The organism is Nocardioides caeni, assembly GCF_004912195.1.
In the GTDB taxonomy this organism is placed as follows: Bacteria; Actinomycetota; Actinomycetes; order Propionibacteriales; family Nocardioidaceae; genus Nocardioides; species Nocardioides caeni.
The window spans coordinates 669-18,568 of record NZ_STGW01000009.1 but is presented as its reverse complement, the minus strand read 5'-3'; the positions used below and the strand labels follow the sequence as shown (position 1 = coordinate 18,568).

Annotated in this window: 14 protein-coding genes and 1 riboswitch; of the genes, 9 read left to right on the top strand and 5 right to left on the bottom strand. The window is 72.2% G+C overall.

Annotated elements, in window-relative coordinates; all coding sequences use genetic code 11:
- Nucleotides 1-58 precede the first annotated feature (58 nt).
- Nucleotides 59-2,020 carry a SigE family RNA polymerase sigma factor gene (locus E9934_RS13445; protein ID WP_136563415.1) on the bottom strand — a complete coding sequence of 654 codons (1,962 nt, stop codon included), beginning with the start codon at nt 2,018-2,020 and terminating at the stop codon, nt 59-61.
- Nucleotides 2,021-2,126: 106 nt separating this feature from the next.
- Here E9934_RS13445 and E9934_RS13440 point away from each other — a divergent pair, with 106 nt between their 5' ends.
- A complete protein-coding gene (locus tag E9934_RS13440; RefSeq protein WP_136563414.1) occupies nt 2,127-3,449 on the top strand; it encodes a cell division protein PerM in 1,323 nt (440 codons plus the stop codon).
- A gap of 10 nt (nt 3,450-3,459) precedes the next feature.
- Nucleotides 3,460-4,065, top strand: coding sequence for a phosphoribosylglycinamide formyltransferase (gene purN, locus E9934_RS13435; protein WP_136563413.1), 606 nt, complete (start codon nt 3,460-3,462; stop codon nt 4,063-4,065).
- A gap of 15 nt (nt 4,066-4,080) precedes the next feature.
- Here purN and E9934_RS13430 read toward each other — a convergent pair whose 3' ends face one another.
- The gene (locus tag E9934_RS13430; protein WP_136563412.1) at nt 4,081-4,782 is read right to left on the bottom strand and encodes a GTP pyrophosphokinase; all 702 of its coding nucleotides are present in this window, start codon (nt 4,780-4,782) and stop codon (nt 4,081-4,083) included.
- 83 nt (nt 4,783-4,865) lie between these two features.
- A riboswitch (ZMP/ZTP riboswitch) is annotated at nt 4,866-4,941 on the top strand.
- A 41-nt stretch (nt 4,942-4,982) separates the two neighbouring features.
- On the opposite strand from E9934_RS13430, the gene purH reads away from it, so the two are divergent.
- The 3 genes from purH (at nt 4,983) to E9934_RS20285 (ending at nt 8,053) form a co-directional block, all read left to right on the top strand.
- On the top strand, nt 4,983-6,611 hold the full coding sequence (gene purH / locus E9934_RS13425; protein ID WP_202977298.1) for a bifunctional phosphoribosylaminoimidazolecarboxamide formyltransferase/IMP cyclohydrolase: 1,629 nt from the start codon (nt 4,983-4,985) through the stop codon (nt 6,609-6,611).
- Nucleotides 6,612-6,839: 228 nt separating this feature from the next.
- Nucleotides 6,840-7,694 (top strand): bifunctional methylenetetrahydrofolate dehydrogenase/methenyltetrahydrofolate cyclohydrolase, encoded by an 855-nt coding sequence (locus E9934_RS13420; RefSeq protein ID WP_136563410.1) that lies wholly within the window; start codon nt 6,840-6,842, stop codon nt 7,692-7,694.
- Entirely contained in the window at nt 7,583-8,053 is a 471-nt protein-coding gene (locus E9934_RS20285) for a DUF3017 domain-containing protein (RefSeq protein ID WP_136563409.1), read from the top strand. The genes E9934_RS13420 and E9934_RS20285 overlap by 112 nt, the downstream gene beginning before the upstream one ends.
- Nucleotides 8,054-8,128: 75 nt before the next feature.
- Here E9934_RS20285 and E9934_RS13410 read toward each other — a convergent pair whose 3' ends face one another.
- The gene (locus E9934_RS13410) at nt 8,129-9,115 is read right to left on the bottom strand and encodes a malate dehydrogenase (protein ID WP_136563408.1); all 987 of its coding nucleotides are present in this window, start codon (nt 9,113-9,115) and stop codon (nt 8,129-8,131) included.
- A gap of 126 nt (nt 9,116-9,241) precedes the next feature.
- On the opposite strand from E9934_RS13410, the gene E9934_RS13405 reads away from it, so the two are divergent.
- A complete protein-coding gene (locus E9934_RS13405) occupies nt 9,242-9,892 on the top strand; it encodes a hypothetical protein (protein ID WP_136563407.1) in 651 nt (216 codons plus the stop codon).
- Nucleotides 9,893-9,921: 29 nt separating this feature from the next.
- Here E9934_RS13405 and E9934_RS13400 read toward each other — a convergent pair whose 3' ends face one another.
- Nucleotides 9,922-11,037: an MIP family channel protein gene (locus tag E9934_RS13400; protein ID WP_136563406.1), complete on the bottom strand. Its 1,116-nt coding sequence runs from the start codon at nt 11,035-11,037 to the stop codon at nt 9,922-9,924.
- A gap of 199 nt (nt 11,038-11,236) precedes the next feature.
- Between E9934_RS13400 and E9934_RS13395 the strand changes: the two genes are divergently transcribed.
- The 3 genes from E9934_RS13395 (at nt 11,237) to E9934_RS13385 (ending at nt 17,348) form a co-directional block, all read left to right on the top strand.
- Nucleotides 11,237-13,426: an NADP-dependent isocitrate dehydrogenase gene (locus E9934_RS13395; protein ID WP_136563405.1), complete on the top strand. Its 2,190-nt coding sequence runs from the start codon at nt 11,237-11,239 to the stop codon at nt 13,424-13,426.
- 108 nt (nt 13,427-13,534) lie between these two features.
- Complete coding sequence (locus tag E9934_RS13390) at nt 13,535-17,065, top strand: ATP-binding cassette domain-containing protein (RefSeq protein ID WP_202977297.1); 3,531 nt, start codon at nt 13,535-13,537, stop codon at nt 17,063-17,065.
- A gap of 19 nt (nt 17,066-17,084) precedes the next feature.
- Nucleotides 17,085-17,348 carry a hypothetical protein gene (locus tag E9934_RS13385; protein WP_136563403.1) on the top strand — a complete coding sequence of 88 codons (264 nt, stop codon included), beginning with the start codon at nt 17,085-17,087 and terminating at the stop codon, nt 17,346-17,348.
- A 59-nt stretch (nt 17,349-17,407) separates the two neighbouring features.
- On the opposite strand, the gene E9934_RS13380 is transcribed toward E9934_RS13385, so the two are convergent.
- Entirely contained in the window at nt 17,408-17,803 is a 396-nt protein-coding gene (locus E9934_RS13380) for a hypothetical protein (RefSeq protein WP_136563402.1), read from the bottom strand.
- Nucleotides 17,804-17,900 lie beyond the last annotated feature (97 nt).

Genomic DNA, 17,900 nt, shown 5'->3' with positions numbered 1-17,900 from the left:
GTGATACGCCCGGGCCGGCGGGTCGGTTGCACGGATCCGGGAAAAGATTCGCAGACGCTCAGCCTTCGTAGGCGTCCATGCGGCTCAGCCGCTCTCGGGCGCGTCGCGCGAGGTCGGCGAAGTCGCCGTCGGCCATCCCGGCGCCCGGCGCCGCGACGTAGACGAGGACGGAGAGCGACGTACCGCTGCGCACGACCGCGACGTCGCCCTCGAGGGTCTCGTCGTTGGGCAGCGCCGTGCTGAGGTGCCAGGCGGACAGGCTGGTGTCGGCACCGTCGCCGGCGATCTCGGTGACCTCGGTCCCGGCGGACGCGTCGAGGTCGGGGCAGGCGGCCATCTGCTCGCGGACCCGCTCGACGAACCGGCGGGCGGCGCGCGGCGGCAGGGAGCCGACGGTCTGGGTCAGGCCGACGGTCGTCGGCAGGTCGGAGGCGCTCAGCACGAAGGTGCGGAACTGGTTGCCCTTGACCTCCTGGTCGCGGAAGCTGCCGAAGAGGCGCACGATGTCGCAGCCGATCGCGCCGGTGTCGTTGCGGTCGGCGCTCAGCTTCGCGGCCGGGGTGCCCACCCACGGGCCCTGGTCGCGCTCGAGCGGCGGCAGGTCGACCTCGGACACGAACCACGGTGTCCTCCCGACCGGGTAGGCCGGGCGGGCGGTCACCTTCGGCGCCGGGTCGTCGGCGCACGCGCCGCCGTCGGCGAGTGTGCAGAGCCGGTCGACCGCCGTCGCGAGCAGCGCGGCGACGCCCTCCTCGTTGGCCTGGCCCTTGGGCACGGTCGCGGTCAGCGAGGTCGTGGTGGTGAAGAGACCGCTGCGGGCGACACCCACGACGTAGGTCTCCTGGGCGACCCGCGAGCGCAGGACCAGGAGGGCGGACTGGTCGCCCACCCCGGCCACGTCCCAGGTGCTGACGAGCTGGACGCGCGGGATCGCGGAGGCGTCGTCGGCGGGTGCCTGGCAGGCGGTGAACCAGCGCAGCGTCCGCTGGTAGGTGCGGGTCGCGCGCGGCTCGCTGACCGAGGCTTCGGCGAACTGGACGAACGTGCGCGAGGCGCTGGAGCGAGTCCCGTTGCGGAAGGAGCGCACCCAGGCGGCGTTGCCCTTCGGGTCGGCGTAGCGCGTGGACTGGCAGGGGAGGGCGTGACCGTTGCCGGTGGAGTTGTCGCCCGTGCGGCCCTCTGCCCAGCCGCGCGCGGGGAGGGTGGTCCGCACGGTCTCGAGCGGCAGCAGTGCCGTGTCGGGCAGGCGGTTGACGGCCGGCCCGGACGGCAAGGTGGTCGACGCCGCGGGGGGTGGCTCGCGGTCGAGGGTGGGCCGGGAACCGGTCGAGTCGAGCGCGACCGCGCCACCGGCGACGAGCGCGACGACGGCCGTCGCGCCCCCGATCACGGTGTGCGCGCGTCGCCGCGCGGCACCGGCGCGGCGGATGATGGTCGCCCGCGGCCAGGTGACGCTGCGGGTGGCATCGGCGAGGGCGGCCAGCATCAGGTGGATGTGGGACGTCGGGATCGCCAGCTGGGTGGCGAACTGCGCCGCGCCGAGCTGGAGCTCGCGCTCGGCGGTCTCGGCGGCCAGGCCGACCTCGTGAGCCATGTCGGCGAGGCTCACACCCGCCAGCTGGGTGAGCAGCAGGGCGCGGCGCTGGGTGACGGTCAGGGCGTCCAGCGCGTCGATGACCTCGCGGACCTCGGGATCGAGGTCCTTGCGGCGCCGCAGCGGGAGCGCGGTCGTCCGTCGCTGCGCCTTGCGCCAGGCGAGGGGCCGGACGTAGCCCTCGGGATCGTCGAACCGGGCGGTCTTGCGCCAGTGGTGCCAGGCGACCACGAAGGCCTCGCGCACGGCGCTGCGGGCGACGGCGAGGTCGCCGGTCAGCGCGAAGGTCTGCAGCAGCAGGCGGTCACGCGCCGACTTGTAGTAGTCGTCGAAGCTCAGCGCGAGGTCGGCATGGCTGACGTACGACGGTCCGTGCGGTCCGCCGGTGGCATCGGCTGGTGAGGCAGGAGCGGGTGACACGGACATGACCGGTCCACCGTACGGCCTGCGCAGGGCTGCGTCCTACGCCAGGGTGGGTGTCCCGGCGTGGCGGTCCGTCTGGGCCGCGTGGGCGCGTGATGATGGTCGGACCATGACGTCGCTCCACTCCCCGTCGGTCCGCCGTTCGGGCCGCACCGGTGGCCCCGGCGGTCCTGCTCGCACGGACGCCGAGCTGCGCCGCGAGCTGGCGACCACGCGGCCGCTGGTGCCGACCGCGACCCTCGGCGGCGCGATCGCTGCCGGCTCGACGCTGCTGGTCGGCCTCGCTGTCGCCGTCGTCGGCTGGTTCCTCACCGACGCCGGCGGCGAGGGCACGCCCAGCGGGGCCCTGGGGGTGGGCGCGCACGCCTGGCTGATGGCCCACGGCTCCACCGTGGCGGTGGAGGGCATCCGGATCACCGCCGTCCCGCTCGGTCTCACCCTCGTCTGCGCCTGGGTGACCTGGCGGGTCGGTCATCGGGTCGGTGAGTCGGTCTCGGGGCACGGGCCCGACGCCGACGGCATCGCCGACGGCGCCCGCGACCTCACCGTCCCCCTCGCGACCCTCCTCTTCGCCGTCGGTTACGCCGTCCTGGCCGTCGTCACCTGCGCGGTCGCCGCGACGCCCGCCAGCGCGCCCTCGCCGGGTCGTGTGGTGCTCTGGTCGCTGGTGCTCGCGGGCGGCGTGGGCGCTCCGGCGATCGCGTTCGGCTCGGGACGCGCCGCCATCTGGCTGCCCGCCTGCCCGCAGGAGGTCCGGGAGGCGCTGCTCGTCGCGCGCCGCATCCTCGTCAGCTGGCTGCTGCTGAGCCTGGTGATGCTGGTCGGTGCCCTGGTCGTCGACTTCTCGACGGCCGCCAACATCACCTCACAGCTCCACGCCGACGCCGGGGCGGTCCTGCTGCTGACCCTGATCACGCTCGGCGTGCTGCCCAACGCGGTGCTGTTCTCCAGCTCCTACCTCCTCGGACCGGGCTTCGGCGTCGGCACCGGGACCACCGTCGCAGCCGGTGTGCCGGTCGTGCTCGGCCCGCTCCCGATGTTCCCGCTCCTCGCGGCCCTGCCCGACCAGGGGCCGACGCCCTGGTGGACCGACTGGCTGCTCGTGCTGCCCGTCCTGCTGGCGGTCGTCGCAGCCGGTCGCGTCCAGCGTGACCGGCCCCTGCTCGCCTGGGACCGGGCGGCGATCCGCGGCTGCGCCGGCGGCATCACCGCCGGCTTCCTCCTGGCCGTCCTGACCGCGTTCGCCGGCGGGGCGGTCGGTCCCGGACGGATGGCCGACGTCGGACCGGTGGCCTTCGAGGTGCTGCTGCACTCGATCGCCTCCTTCGGCATCGGCGGTGTCGCCGGGGCCCTCGCCGTGTGCTGGTGGCAGCGCAACGGCGGCGACTGGGTGCGGACCCGCGCCGCCGCCCTTCCGCGCCGCCGCCGCTAACATCACCGCTGTGCCCGCCCGCCTCGTCGTCCTCGTCTCCGGCGGCGGCACCAACCTCCAGGCGCTGCTCGACGCGTGCGCCGACCCGGCCTACGGGGCGGCGGTCGTGGCGGTCGGAGCCGACCGCGACGGCATCGAGGGCCTCGCCCGCGCCGACCGGGCCGCGGTGCCCACCTTCGTCGCGAAGGTCGGCGACTTCACGACCCGCGACCACTGGGACCGCGCCCTCGCCGACCGCGTCGCGGCCTTCGAGCCGGACCTGGTGGTCCTGGCCGGCTTCATGAAGCTCGTCGGCCCGGCCTTCCTCGACCGCTTCGGCGGCCGCACCCTCAACACGCACCCGGCGCTGTCGCCGTCCTTCCCCGGCATGAACGGGCCCGGCGACGCGCTCGACTACGGCGTCAAGGTCACCGGGGCGACCCTGTTCGTCGTCGACGCCGGCATCGACACCGGCGCCATCGTCGCCCAGACGGTCGTGCCCGTGGAGGTCGACGACACCACCGCCACGCTGCACGAGCGGATCAAGGCCGCCGAGCGGACGATGCTCGTCGACAGCGTCGGACGCATGGCCCGCGACGGCTTCACCGTCGAGGGTCGCCGGGTCCGTCTCGGCTGACCTCCCCGGCACAGGTCAGTGCAGGTCGGCGCGGACCTCGTCGCGCAGCCGGCTCATCGTGTGGTCGAGCGCCGTGGCCGTCTCCGCCGCCGCGCGCAGCTCGTCGAGCAGGCCGAGCGGCACCGTGCCGTCGTACTTGTAGTAGATCGAGTGCTCGACGCTGGCCCAGAAGTCCATCGCGATCGTGCGGATCTGCAGCTCGACCGGCACCAGCTCGGTGCGGTCGGAGAGATAGACGGGGATGTGGATGATCAGGTGCAGGCTGCGATAGCCGTTGGGCTTCGGCGAGATGATGTAGTCCTCGACCTCGAGCACCGTCACGTCCGGCTGCGACGTCAGCAGGTCGCTGATCCAGTAGACGTCCGTGGCGAAGGGGCACACCACGCGCACGCCGGCGATGTCGCGGATCTCGCTCTCGATGTGCTCCAGCGCCGGCGGGCAGCCCAGCCGCTCCATCTTCGCCAGCAGGCTGTCGATCGACTTCAGGCGCGTCCGCACGTGCTCGATGGGGCTGTGGTCGTGGTTCTCCTCGAACTCCTGCCGCAGGATCGAGATCTTCGTCGTCACCTCGTCGAGCGCGAAGCGGTAGCGCAGGCGGAACCGCTCCAGGGCACGGAGCAGGTCCGGGTCGATCGGCGAGCGGGCCGGACGCGGGGTGACGAGGTGCCCGGCCGCCGGCTCGGCGTGGTCGGGCTCGGGTGGGTCGATGACGCTCATCAGGTCCTCCGGTCGCGGTGGGTCCAGCATGCCTTCCGCGACCAAGCGTCCGGTTCGCGGGTCGGCTGCCACCGGCGGTAGAATCCGGCGTACACGACTGGCGCAGGTGGGCCACCACCAGGGAGTGACGAGTCGGCATCGATCGCCTGGGTGCCCTCATCGAGAGCACCGACCCGATGAGCGACCCCGAGGAGCCCCTCATGTCCGCCACGCCCGACGCCCCCCAGATCGGCACCGTTGAGATCAAGCGCGCGCTGGTCTCCGTCTTCGACAAGACCGGCCTCGACGACCTCGTCCGCGGCCTGCACGACGCCGGGGTCGAGCTCGTCTCGACCGGTGGCTCCGCCGCCCTCATCGAGTCGCTCGGCCTGCCGGTCACCAAGGTCGAGGACCTCACCGGCTTCCCGGAGTGCCTCGACGGCCGGGTCAAGACCCTGCACCCGCGCGTGCACGCCGGCATCCTCGCCGACCGCCGCCTGCCCGACCACGTCGCGCAGCTCGAGGAGCTCGAGGTCGCGCCCTTCGACCTGGTCGTCGTCAACCTCTATCCCTTCGCAGCCACCGTCGCCTCCGGCGCGGGCGTCGACGACTGCATCGAGAAGATCGACATCGGTGGCCCCTCGATGGTCCGTGCGGCCGCCAAGAACCACCCGTCGGTCGCGATCGTGACCGACGGCGCCGACTACGCCGCGGCGCTCACGGCCGCGCAGGGCGAGGGCTTCACCTACGAGGAGCGCAAGGCGCTGGCCGCGAAGGCGTTCGTCCACACCGCGACCTACGACGTCCAGGTCGCCTCCTGGATGGGCAGCGTCCTCACCGACTCCTCCGTCGAGGACGGCGCGAGCACCGGCTTCCCGGCGTGGATCGGCGGCACCTACGACAAGTCCGCCGTCCTGCGCTACGGCGAGAACCCGCACCAGAAGGCCGCGCTCTACCTCAACGGCTTCGGCCCGGCCGGGCTCGCCCAGGCCGAGCAGCTGCACGGCAAGGAGATGTCCTACAACAACTACGTCGACACCGACGCGGCCCGCCGCGCGGCGTACGACCACGGCGACCTGCCGACGGTGGCGATCATCAAGCACGCCAACCCGTGCGGCATCGCCGTCGGCGCCGACGTGGCCGAGGCCCACCGCCGCGCCCACGAGTGCGACCCGGTCTCCGCCTTCGGCGGCGTCATCGCCACCAACGTGCCGGTCTCGCGGCAGATGGCCGAGCAGGTCGCCGAGATCTTCACCGAGGTCATCGTCGCCCCCGGCTACGAGGACGGCGCCGTGGAGGTGCTCCAGGCGAAGAAGAACATCCGGATCCTCGTCGCCGAGCCGCTCACCGCGGGCGGCGTCGAGACCCGCCCGATCAGCGGCGGCCTGCTGATGCAGCAGGTCGACCAGTTCCAGGCCGTGCTGGAGGTGGGCGGCGACGACCCCGCCAACTGGACCCTCGCCACCGGCGACGCCGCCGACGAGCAGACCCTCGCCGACCTCGCCTTCGCGTGGCACGCCGTGCGCGCGGCCAAGTCCAACGCGATCCTCCTCGCCAAGGACGGCGGCGCCGTCGGCATCGGCATGGGCCAGGTCAACCGCGTCGACTCCTGCCGGCTCGCCGTCGAGCGCGCCAACACCCTCGTCGAGGGCGTCGAGCGCGCCCGCGGCGCCGTCGCCGCCTCCGACGCGTTCTTCCCGTTCGCCGACGGCCCCCAGATCCTCCTGGACGCCGGCGTGCGCGCCATCGTGCAGCCCGGAGGCTCGGTCCGCGACGAGGAGACCATCGCCGCCTGCCAGGCCGCCGGCGTCACGATGTACTTCACCGGCACGCGCCACTTCTTCCACTGATTGATGGCGCGAGCGTGTCGCCCTGTCGTTGAGGTCCGCCCGGGCGCTCGCTGCGCTCGGCCCGCGGGCCCTCAACGACGCGACTTCGCCGCGGGGCGCCACGCTGCCGCGCGGCGTTGTCTTTCGTAGCTCCTGCCTTGGCATGGCCGCAAGGCGACTCTGCAGGTTTCCTTCAGCGGCCCACCGGCATTGGACCGTCTCCACACCTCATCTGGGAGGATGCACCCCGTGACTGCACAGAAGCTCGACGGCAACGCCACGGCGGCCGCCATCAAGGACGAGCTCAAGGTCCGTGTCGCCGCGCTGAAGGACAAGGGCATCACGCCCGGGCTCGGCACCGTCCTCGTCGGCGACGACCCCGGCTCGCGCTGGTACGTCGGCGGCAAGCACAAGGACTGTGCCGAGGTCGGCATCGCGTCCATCCGGGTCGACCTGCCCGAGGTCGCCACCCAGGCCGAGATCGAGGAGGCCGTCGCCGGCCTCAACGCCGACCCGGCCTGCACCGGCTACATCGTCCAGCTCCCGCTCCCGCGCGGACGCGACGAGAACCGGGTCCTCGGCCTGATCGACCCCGCCAAGGACGCCGACGGCCTCCACCCGACCAACCTCGGCTGGCTGGTCCTCGGCAACGAGGCCCCGCTGCCCTGCACGCCCTACGGCATCGTCGAGCTGCTGCGCCGCCACGACGTCCCGATCGCGGGCGCCGAGGTCGTCGTGGTGGGCCGCGGGATCACGGTCGGCCGACCGCTGGGCCTGCTGCTGACCCGGCGCTCCGAGAACGCGACAGTCACCCTCTGCCACACCGGTACGACGGACCTGGCCGCCCACGTGCGCAAGGCCGACATCGTCGTGGCGGCGGCCGGCGTGCCCGGCATCGTGACCGGTGACATGGTCAAGCCCGGCGCCGCGGTGCTCGACGTCGGGGTCAGCCGCGTCGACGGCAAGATCGCCGGCGACGTCGCCGACGACGTGTGGGAGACCGCCGGCTGGGTCTCGCCCAACCCCGGTGGGGCCGGCCCGATGACCCGCGCCATGCTGCTGGCCAACGTCGTGACCATGGCCGAGAAGCAGGCCGAGCGCTGAACGAGGAGACCCCCGATCCCGTCGCCGACGGCGAGCTCCCGGACCTGAGCGAGCTGTCGGCCGAGCCGCTGCGCCCGCACCAGCGGTGGAGCCCGCAGACGATCGGCGGCTGGTGCTACCTCGCGATCCTGGGGCTGACCATCGCCGGCATCGTGGTCGCGGCCAGCTCCGAGTGGCGGCTGGGCCTGCGGATCGTCGCCGGCGCGCTCGCCCTGGCGGCGGCCCTGCGGCTGACGCTGCCCGAGAAGGACGCCGGCATGCTCGCCGTACGCCACCGGTTGGTGGACGTGGGCGTGCTCGTGTCCTTCGCGACCGCCGTCCTGGTCCTCGCCGCGACCGTCCCGGACCAGCCCTCCTGACCCTCTCCCCGACACCGGAGACGACGAAGGGCCGGCCCCGTGCGGGGCCGGCCCTTCGTGGTGATGCTGGGACGCTCAGATCAGTCCGAGCTCGGTGACGGCCGCCTTCTCGTCGGCGAGCTCGGCCACGGAGGCGTCGATCTTGCCGCGGGAGAAGTCGTCGATCTCGAGGCCCTGGACGATCTCCCAGTTGCCACCGGAGGTGGTGACCGGGAACGAGGACACGAGGCCCTCCGGGACGCCGTAGGAGCCGTCGGAGACGACCGCCATCGACACCCAGTCGCCGGCGGGGGTGCCGTTGAGCCAGTCGCGGGCGGCGTCGCAGGTGGCGGACGCGGCGGAGGCGGCCGAGGAGGCGCCCCGGGCATCGATGATCGCGGCGCCGCGCTTGGCGACGGTCGGGATGAAGGTGTCGGCGATCCAGGCCTGGTCGTTGACGACCTCGGCGGCGTTCTTGCCGGCGATCTCGGCGTGGAAGATGTCGGGGTACTGGGTGGCCGAGTGGTTGCCCCAGATCGTGATCTTCTTGATGTCGGTCACGGCGGAGCCGGTCTTGGCGGCCAGCTGCGAGATCGCCCGGTTGTGGTCGAGGCGGGTCAGCGCCGAGAACCGCTCGTTGGGGATGTCGGGAGCGTTGGTCGCCGCGATGAGCGCGTTGGTGTTGGCCGGGTTGCCGGTCACGCCGATGCGGACGTCGTCGGCGGCGACGGCGTTGAGCGCCTTGCCCTGCGCGGTGAAGATGGCGCCGTTGGCGGAGAGCAGGTCGCCACGCTCCATGCCCGGGCCGCGCGGACGCGCGCCGACGAGCAGGGCGAGGTTGACGCCGTCGAAGATCTGCTCCGGGTCGGAGCCGATCTGGACGCCGGCGAGGTTCGGGAACGCGCAGTCGTCGAGCTCCATGACGACGCCCTCGAGCGCCTTGAGGGCCGGCTCGATCTCGAGCAGGCGGAGCTCGACGGGACGGTCGCCGGCGATCGCGCCGCTGGCGATGCGGAAGAGAAGGCTGTAGCCGATCTGGCCGGCGGCGCCGGTCACGGCCACCTTGAGCGGGGTGGTGCTCACGAGGTCACTCCTAGGTGTCGGTCGAGGTCACGACGGCCGCATCCTTTTCGAGGCCGGACCGTGAGCGACGCTAGCAGCGTCGGACCGCTCACCGGGAGCCGGGCACGATGCGAGACGATGACCGGCATGACTCCCCGGCTCCGCATCACGGCGGCGGCCCTCGCGCTGGCCGCCACCGCCGTCGCCGGCTGCTCGTCCGGCTCGGAGCCCAGCCCGCCCGCCGGTGTCGACGGACTCACGATCCCGACGCAGGACCCGGACCCGGGGGACTTCGTCGACGAGGTCGACGAGGTCGACCATCCCTGGCTCCAGTGGGCGCCGGGGACCTTCCGCGAGTTCGAGGACGGCACGATCCTGTCCGTGACCGTCGGGCCGGCCCGCGACGGGATCGCGACCGTCGCGGTGTCCCGCCGTGCCCGTGCCGAGGTGGAGCCGGCCGAGGTGATCGACGACTTCATGGCCCAGGACCGCGACGGCAACGTGTGGTGGCTGGGCCGGCAGGAGGGGGTGAGCGGCGAGGTGACCTGGTTCGACGAGCCCGGACTGTTCCTCCCGGCCACGCCCCGTCGCGGCGACGGCTGGGTGATGGCGACCGCGCCCGGCCTCGACGTACGGGCACAGATCGTGGACGACGGCGAGGACGTGGTGGTGCCGGCCGGGGACTTCGAGGACGGGATCGTCCTCGAGATCGTCGAGAACGGCGTGACCCGGTACGAGACCTATGTCCGCGGCGCTGGTCTGGTCGAGAACGACGAAGCGGGGCTCGTCACCAGGTGACGAGCCCCGCTCCGGGGTGAGGGGTGGCCTTACTGCGGCGGCCGCACCTGCGTCTGGTCACCGGGCGGCGGCGCCCAACCGCCCTGCTGGGCGTCGGGGGCCGGAGCGGGGGACGGGGCGGGCGCGGGGGCAGGGGCCTGCTGCTGGGCCGGGATCCACTGCTGGGAGGCGGGGTCCCACTGCCAGCCGTCCTGGATGATCGGCTGCTCCTGCTGCTGGCCGTAGCCCTGCGCGTGGCCCTGCCCGAAGCCCTGGCCGTAGCCCTGGTTCGGGTCCTGGTTCCACTGCTGGGTGAAACCGGGGTTCGACGAGCCGCCGCTGCCGAGGGAGAGGCCGGAGCCGGGGACCGGCTCCTTGTCGCGGCCGAAGATCGCCGGGGCGAGCAGACCGGCGAGCGCGCCACCGATGAGCGGGGCGAGGATGAAGAGCCACAGCTGCAGGATCTTGTCGCCGTCGAAGGTCATGATCGCCGGGCCGATCGAGCGGGCCGGGTTGACCGAGGTGCCGGTGGCGGGGATGCCGACGATGTGCACCAGCGTCAGCGTGAAGCCGATGGCGAGCGGAGCGAGCGCGGCCACGGCACGGTTGCGCTCGTCGGTCACGACGAGGATCACGAGCACGAACACGAGGGTCAGCACGACCTCGAGCAGGAAGGCCGACCACCAGGCGTACTCGTTGAAGCCCGACTCGTTGCCGAAGCCGTTGGTGCCGAGGCCGGAGTCCTTGACGTCCCAGTCCTCGATGCCGAGGAGCAGGACCCGCAGCGCCGCTGCGGCGAGGAGCGCGGCCCCGACCTGCACACCGGCGTAGATGCCGCAGTCCTTCCACGACAGTCGGCCGCTCAGCGCGGCGCCGACGGAGACGGCGGGGTTGAAGTGTCCGCCCGAGATCCGTCCGAACGCGTAGGCGGCGATCATGACCGCGACACCGAAGGCGAGAGCGGTGGCGAGGTAGTTGAAGCTGCCGTCGCTCTCGAAGTCGCGCTCGTTGACCGCGGTCGCCGCGACCCAGAAGGCCACCGAACCACAGCCGAAGAACACCAGGATGAAGGTGCCCACCGCCTCGGCGGCGATCTTCTGGATCATGGTCGGAGGAGTGTCGGCCCGTGTATCGGCCGCGTTGTCGGCCATTGCATCGTCAGTCATGTTCCCTCGTCTCTCCGCGGGCGTGGTCCCGGAAACCAGCCGTTCTCGATCAGTCAGCCTAGATCAGGCGTTGCGCGGCGGTTGGCAGCGGCGCCGCCGGATGGAAGGCTGACCGGGCCACGCGGGTTCCCCAGATCCGCCGCCGTCAGATATCTTGATGTCAAGCAATCTCACTACGTCTCAGGAGTGCGGCCGGAACATGTCGAGCATCATCTACACCCACACCGACGAGGCGCCGCTGCTGGCGACGTACTCCTTCCTCCCGATCGTCGAGGCGTACGCCGCCAAGGCCGGCGTCGCGTTCGAGACCCGCGACATCTCCGTCGCCGCGCGCATCCTCGCGCAGTTCGGGCTCGCCGACGACGCGCTGACCGAGCTCGGCGAGCTGGCCAAGACGCCCGAGGCCAACATCATCAAGCTCCCCAACATCTCGGCCTCGATCCCGCAGCTCAAGGCGGCGATCAAGGAGCTGCAGGCCCAGGGCTTCGACATCCCGGACTACCCGGAGAACCCGACGAGCGACGCCGACAAGGAGGCCCGGGCCAAGTACGACAAGGTCAAGGGCTCCGCGGTCAACCCGGTCCTGCGCGAGGGCAACTCCGACCGTCGCGCACCCGCGTCGGTGAAGAACTACGCCAAGACCCACCCGCACCGCAACAAGCCCTTCGCCGAGGGCTCGAAGACCGACATCGCCACCATGAGCGCGCACGACTTCGCCAGCAACGAGAAGTCGGTGACCCTCGCGCAGGACGACGTGGTGTCGATCGTGCTCGAGACCCAGGCGGGCGAGACCGTCGTGCTCAAGGACGGCTTGAAGGTCCTCGCTGGCGAGATCCTCGACGCCACGAAGATGGACGTCGCCCAGCTGCACGCCTTCCTGCGCAACGCGATCGCCCAGGCCAAGGCCGATGACGTGCTGTTCTCGGTCCACCTCAAGGCCACGATGATGAAGGTCTCGGACCCGATCATCTTCGGCCACGTGGTGAAGGCCTACTTCGCCGACGTGTTCGCCCAGTACGGCGACGACCTGGCCGCGGCGGGGCTGTCGGCCAACGACGGCCTCGGCGCCATCCTCTCCGGCCTCGACGCGCTGCCCAACGGCGCTGAGATCAAGGCCGCGTTCGACGCCGGCCTCGAGAGCGGCCCCCGTCTGTCCTACGTCAACTCCGACAAGGGCATCACCAACCTGCACGTCCCGAGCGACGTCATCATCGACGCCTCCATCCCCGCGCTGGTCCGCAACGGCGGCAAGCTGTGGGGCGCCGACGGCGGCGAGGACGACACCCTCGCGGTGATCCCGGACTCCTCCTACGCCGGGGTCTACAAGGCCGTCTTCGACGACGTGAAGGCCCACGGCGCGCTCGACCCGGCCACCATCGGCACCGTCCCCAACGTCGGCCTCATGGCGCAGGCGGCCGAGGAGTACGGCTCGCACGACAAGACCTTCGAGATCGCTGCCGCCGGCACGGTCAGGGTGCTGGCCTCCAACGGCGACGTGCTGATCGAGCACGACGTCGAGGCCGGCGACATCTGGCGCGCCTGCCAGACCAAGGACATCCCGGTCCAGGACTGGGTCAAGCTGGCCGTCACCCGGGCCCGCGCGTCGCAGACGCCCGCGATCTTCTGGCTCAACGAGTCGCGCGCGCACGACGCCGAGCTGATCAAGAAGGTCAACGCCTACCTGCCCGAGCACGACACCGAGGGCCTGGAGATCCAGATCCTCGCGCCGACCCTCGCGACGGCGTACTCCCTGGAGCGGATGCGCAAGGGCGAGGACACCATCTCGGTGACCGGCAACGTGCTGCGCGACTACAACACCGACCTGTTCCCGATCCTCGAGCTCGGCACGTCGGCCAAGATGCTCTCGGTCGTCCCGCTGATCGCCGGCGGTGGTCTCTTCGAGACCGGCGCGGGCGGCTCCGCGCCGAAGCACGTGCAGCAGCTGGTGGAGGAGAACTACCTTCGCTGGGACAGCCTGGGCGAGTTCTTCGCGCTGGTCCCGTCGCTGGAGAAGTACGCCGAGCAGGCCGACGCCCCCGCGGCGCAGGTGCTCGCCGACGCGCTCGACCGGGCGACCGGCACCTTCCTCAACGAGGACCGCTCGCCGGGCCGCAAGCTCGGCACGACCGACAACCGCGGCTCGCACTTCTACCTCGCGCTCTACTGGGCCGAGGAGCTGGCGAGCCAGACCGAGGACGCCGACCTGGCGGCCGCGTTCAAGCCGCTGGCCGAGTCGCTGCGGGCCAACGAGGCCCAGATCGCCGAGGAGCTGATCGCCGTCCAGGGCAGCCCCGCCGAGATCGGCGGCTACTACTACCCGGACGCGGAGAAGACCTCCGTGGTCATGCGGCCCAGCGCGACCCTCAACGAGGCGCTGGCCGGCTTCTGATCGACACGGGACGCCCGGGGACCTCCCCGGGCGTTTCGTCGTTTTCGAGTCCTTGCGACGGAAATAATCCGGAGGCGCCTGTCGGTGGCGGGACCTAGTCTTGATCCAGTGACGACGACGTTGCCCCGGGCTGCTGTGCTCCCTGACGCGCCGGCCGACCGGAGGCCCTCGCGCCAGGTCGACTGGCGCCGACTGCGCTCGCCGCTGGCCGTGATCGGGCTCGTCTGCTCGGCGCTCGCCGCGATCGGCGCCACCCTCGGCACGGTCGTCGCCGGACGTCTGGCCGAGGAGCCGTCGCGCGCACTCCTGATCGTCCTCGCCGCATGCGTGGTGGGGGCGTCCCTCGTGGAGACCTTCGGCAAGGTGCTGTGGGTCGGCAACTCCGACCGGGCGGAGGGCGTCCTGCGCGACGACCTCGTCGACGCCGCCCTCCGTCAGCCGCTCGCGGCCCTGGGGGAGCAGGCCGTCGGCGAGATCCTCGACCGTGTCGACGACGACACCCACGAGGTCGGCAACCTGGTGCGGTGGCAGGTCTGGATGCTGTCGCGCACGGTGTTCTCGTCCGTGCCGCTGTGGATCGTCGCGGGCTTCAGTTGGTGGCCGGCGTGGTTCCTCTTCCCCGTCCTCGCCGTCGTCACCTTCGCCGCGATCCGCGGTCTCCTCGGCGAGATCTCGCGCCGCAAGGTCGTCGAGGAGATGGCGTGGACCGACCACGCGGCCGCGCTCGAGGAGGGCATCGCCGGTCGCGACGACCTGCGCACCAGCCTCGGCCAGGCGCACGTCATCCGCCGGGTCGCGCACCTGTCCGCCACGGTGCACGAGCGCTTCCGCGAGGTCGTGACGATCGAGAGCCGTGTGACCCGGCGTTCCGGGGTGCTGCTCTATTCGATGCTCGCCGGCGTCGCGGTCGCCGGTGTCGTGCTCGCCAGCAGCAACGAGATCTCGGTCGCTCGGCTGGTCACCCTCTTCCTCGTCACCTCCACCTTCGTCGGCCAGGTGTCGATGCTGGCCAACCACCTCCCCGACCTGCAGGCCGGTCTCGGGGCCGTCATCCGGCTGCGCCAGATGCTCGCGGTGGAGCCCGAGCCCGTCGGCGGCCAGGCCGTGCCCGGCGCCGCCGTCGGTGTCGAGATCCGCGGCCTCGACTTCGCCTACGCCGAGGGCACCTTCGCGCTGCGCGACGTCGACCTCCACGTGCCCGCCGGGCAGACGATGGCGCTGGTCGGGCGCTCGGGCTCCGGCAAGTCGACCCTGGCGTCGCTCCTGTCCCGGGCCGTCGAGCCGCCGCGCGGCACCGTCCTCGTCGGTGGGGTGGACGTGCGCGACCTCGACCTCGACGCCCTGCGTGGTGCCGTCGGCGTGGTCACGCAGCGCACCGAGATCCTCGCCGGCACGCTCGCCGAGAACATCACGCTCTTCGGCGAGCGGCCGCGGGCGGAGGTCGAGGCCGCCGTACGACAGCTCGGGCTGGCCAGCTGGGTCGCCGGCCTGTCCGACGGGCTCGACACCCTGCTCGGTCCCGGTGGGACGCGGCTGTCGGCGGGGGAGGAGCAGCTGGTCGCCTTCGCCCGGCTGCTGATCCGCGACGTCAAGGTCGTCGTCCTCGACGAGGCGACCGCGCGGATGGATCCGCACACCGAGCGTCGGGTCGTCGCCGCCGCCGACCGGCTGCTCTCGGGGCGCACCGGCGTGCTCATCGCGCACCGGCTCAGCACGATCCAGCGGGCGCCGCTGGTCGCGGTCCTCGACCACGGTCGGGTGGTGCAGCAGGGGCGGCGGGCCGAGCTGGCGCGCGTCGACGGGCCGTTCCGCGACCTCCTGCACGCCGGTCGCGCCGACCTCGACGCCTCGCCCGGGGCGCCGGTCGCCCACGCCACCCTCGACGAGCCGCTCGCGACGGACGCGGAGGTGGGTGGTCGTCGGCGGATGGGCCCGCCGCCGCCGGTGCCCGAGGTCGGGACCGGCCCGACATTGGCCCGCGGCATCCTCCACGTCCTCGCCGTGAGGCCCCAGTGGGGGCTTGTCGGAGCCGCGCTGTTCCTCGCCATGTCGCTCACCGGCGCCCAGGGCGCCGTCACCGGCCTGCTGTGGGGCCACATCGTGGAGGACGTGGACGGCGGCGTGCCCTGGGTGCTCGTGACCTGCCTCATCGTCAGCCTGCTCGCCGCGCCGCTGATGCTCGCCGACGCGGTGTGGCGCTATCCGCGGTGGTGGGTCGAGGTCCTGCTGCGGACCCGGATGTCGGTGCTGCAGGGGCAGACCGCGCAGCACCGGCTGCCGCGGACGCCGCCCGGCGAGGTCGTCGCGCGGTCGATGGACGCCGACCGCTATGCGCGCTACGCCGACCGCTGGGTCGACTTCGTCAACGGCATGGTGATCGCCGCGGTCACCGCGCTGCTCGCCGGCACGTGGGTCGCGGGCGCGGTGCTGTTGGCCGTCCTAGTCGTCTCCGCGCTGGCGTCCGGTCTCGGCCGGCCGATCGCCGGCCGGTCGGCCGCGTCGGCCTCCGCGGCCCGCGCCCGGTTCGGCCGGGCCGTGGTCTCCGCGCTCGAGTCCGCGCGGACGGTCAAGCTCGCGGCGGCGACCAGCCAGGTCCGTGCCCACCTGCGGCGTGTGGACGGCGGCCGGGTCGATGCCGCCGTACGGGAGCACCGGGTGCAGGCAGTCCTCGACGGCGTGCCGATGGTGATGGTGCAGTGCGGCGTCGTCGCGGCGTGGGCCATCCACGTCGGCGACGGATGGGGACTCGGTACGACGCTGCTCGTCGCCAACGCGGTCGCCGGCTTCGACTGGTTCGGCCGGGTGGCCGGCATGGTCGTCACCGAGGCCCCGGGCACGCGGGCGTGGCAGAAGGAGACGAGTCGCTTCGCTGGTGGTGTCGACCTGATGGACCTGCCGCCGGGTGTGGATCTCGTCAGCGGTGCCGCGCCCGATCCCGACCCGGTCGAGCGGGTGCCGCTCGACGTCCTCGAGCTGACGGGCTTCGCCGCGCTCCACGACGACGGCACGATCGGCGTGCGCGACGTCGACCTGACGGTCCGCGCGGGCGAGCTCGTGCTCCTCGTCGGCCAGGTCGGGTCGGGCAAGTCGAGCCTGCTGTCGGCGCTTGCCGGGCTGATCGACCACGAGGGTCGGATCACCTGGAACGGCACCGAGGTCGAGGACCCCCAGGTCTTCTTGCGGCCGGGCCAGGTCGGTCACGTCGCCCAGGTGCCGCGGGTGCTGTCCGGCACCTTCGCCGACAACGTCCGCCTCGGCCACGAGCGACGCTTCGACGAGCCCGTCTCGGCGGCCCGGCTGGGCGCCGACGTACGGGATGCGGGCGGGAAGGACGCCCTCGTCGGGCACCGCGGCGTCCGCCTCTCCGGCGGCCAGGTGCAGCGCCTGGCCCTGGCACGTGCCCTCGCGTCCGACGCCGAGCTCCTGCTTGCCGACGACGTCTCGAGCGCCCTGGACGCCACCACCGAGGTCGAGCTGTGGGCGGCCCTGCGCGAGCGCCACGCCACCGTCATCGGCGCCACGTCCAAGCGTGCCGCCCTCGCCGGCGCCGACCGCGTCGTCGTCCTCGTCGACGGCGAGATCGCGGCCACGGGTCCGTGGTCGGAGCTGGCCGCGACCTGGGGCCACCTGGCGGGCTGAGCCGGACTATCCTCGCGGTGTGTCGACGATGCCGCAGGTGGAGCCACGGGTCCGGCCGCTCGGGGCGATCGCCGTCGGGCTGGCCGTCGTCGGCCTGTTGTGTGCGGCGTCGGGGTTCTTCAGCCCGCTCACCGTCCTCTTTGCGGGGATCGCTCTGCCGCTGGGACTGGTCTGTCGTGGCGACGAGCGCCTACGACGGCTTGGGAACGCGGCGGTCGTCCTGTCGGCGGTCGCGCTGCTACTCGCCGCGGTCACGTTCCTGATGGTCGTCGACGTCCTCTAGTTGTCGGCGTGGAGGCAGGCCTCTGATGTGACGGTGGTGAAAGAGACGTCGTGACGAGGTCAGGCAACCGCGGGCCAAACATGTCCCCAGCGGTCGACCGTGAGCCGGTAGCGGATGTCGCCACGGGCTACGGCGATGATGAGATAGGGAGTGAGCCACGCGCCGAGCGTGATGATGCTGAGGAAGATGTGATAGCCGTGTCGAATCGGCTTCTTCTGGCTGAGGATCGCTGAGGTTTCTCCTTTCTGCATGACCGCGCTGCCGGCGAGAATGGCTTCCTCGATTGCTTGGTCAAGCGCCTTCGTGCGAGTCGGCATCGCAATCTCGGGATGAGATTCGATGGGGGTCGGCTCGGTCAGCGCAGGCAAGTTGGCCGAGAGCACGGCCGTACGAGGCCCCTTGCTGTCGTAGCGGGTCCACACTCGCTTCTTCTCGTTCCAGTGGTACTCGCTCACGGACGCTCCCCCTTGCTCGACGGTTTCACCGTCGGATCCTTCCGCACAGGCAGTCCAGCGCGAGGGGATTCCTGGGAATGCGCTGCTCCACGGCCCC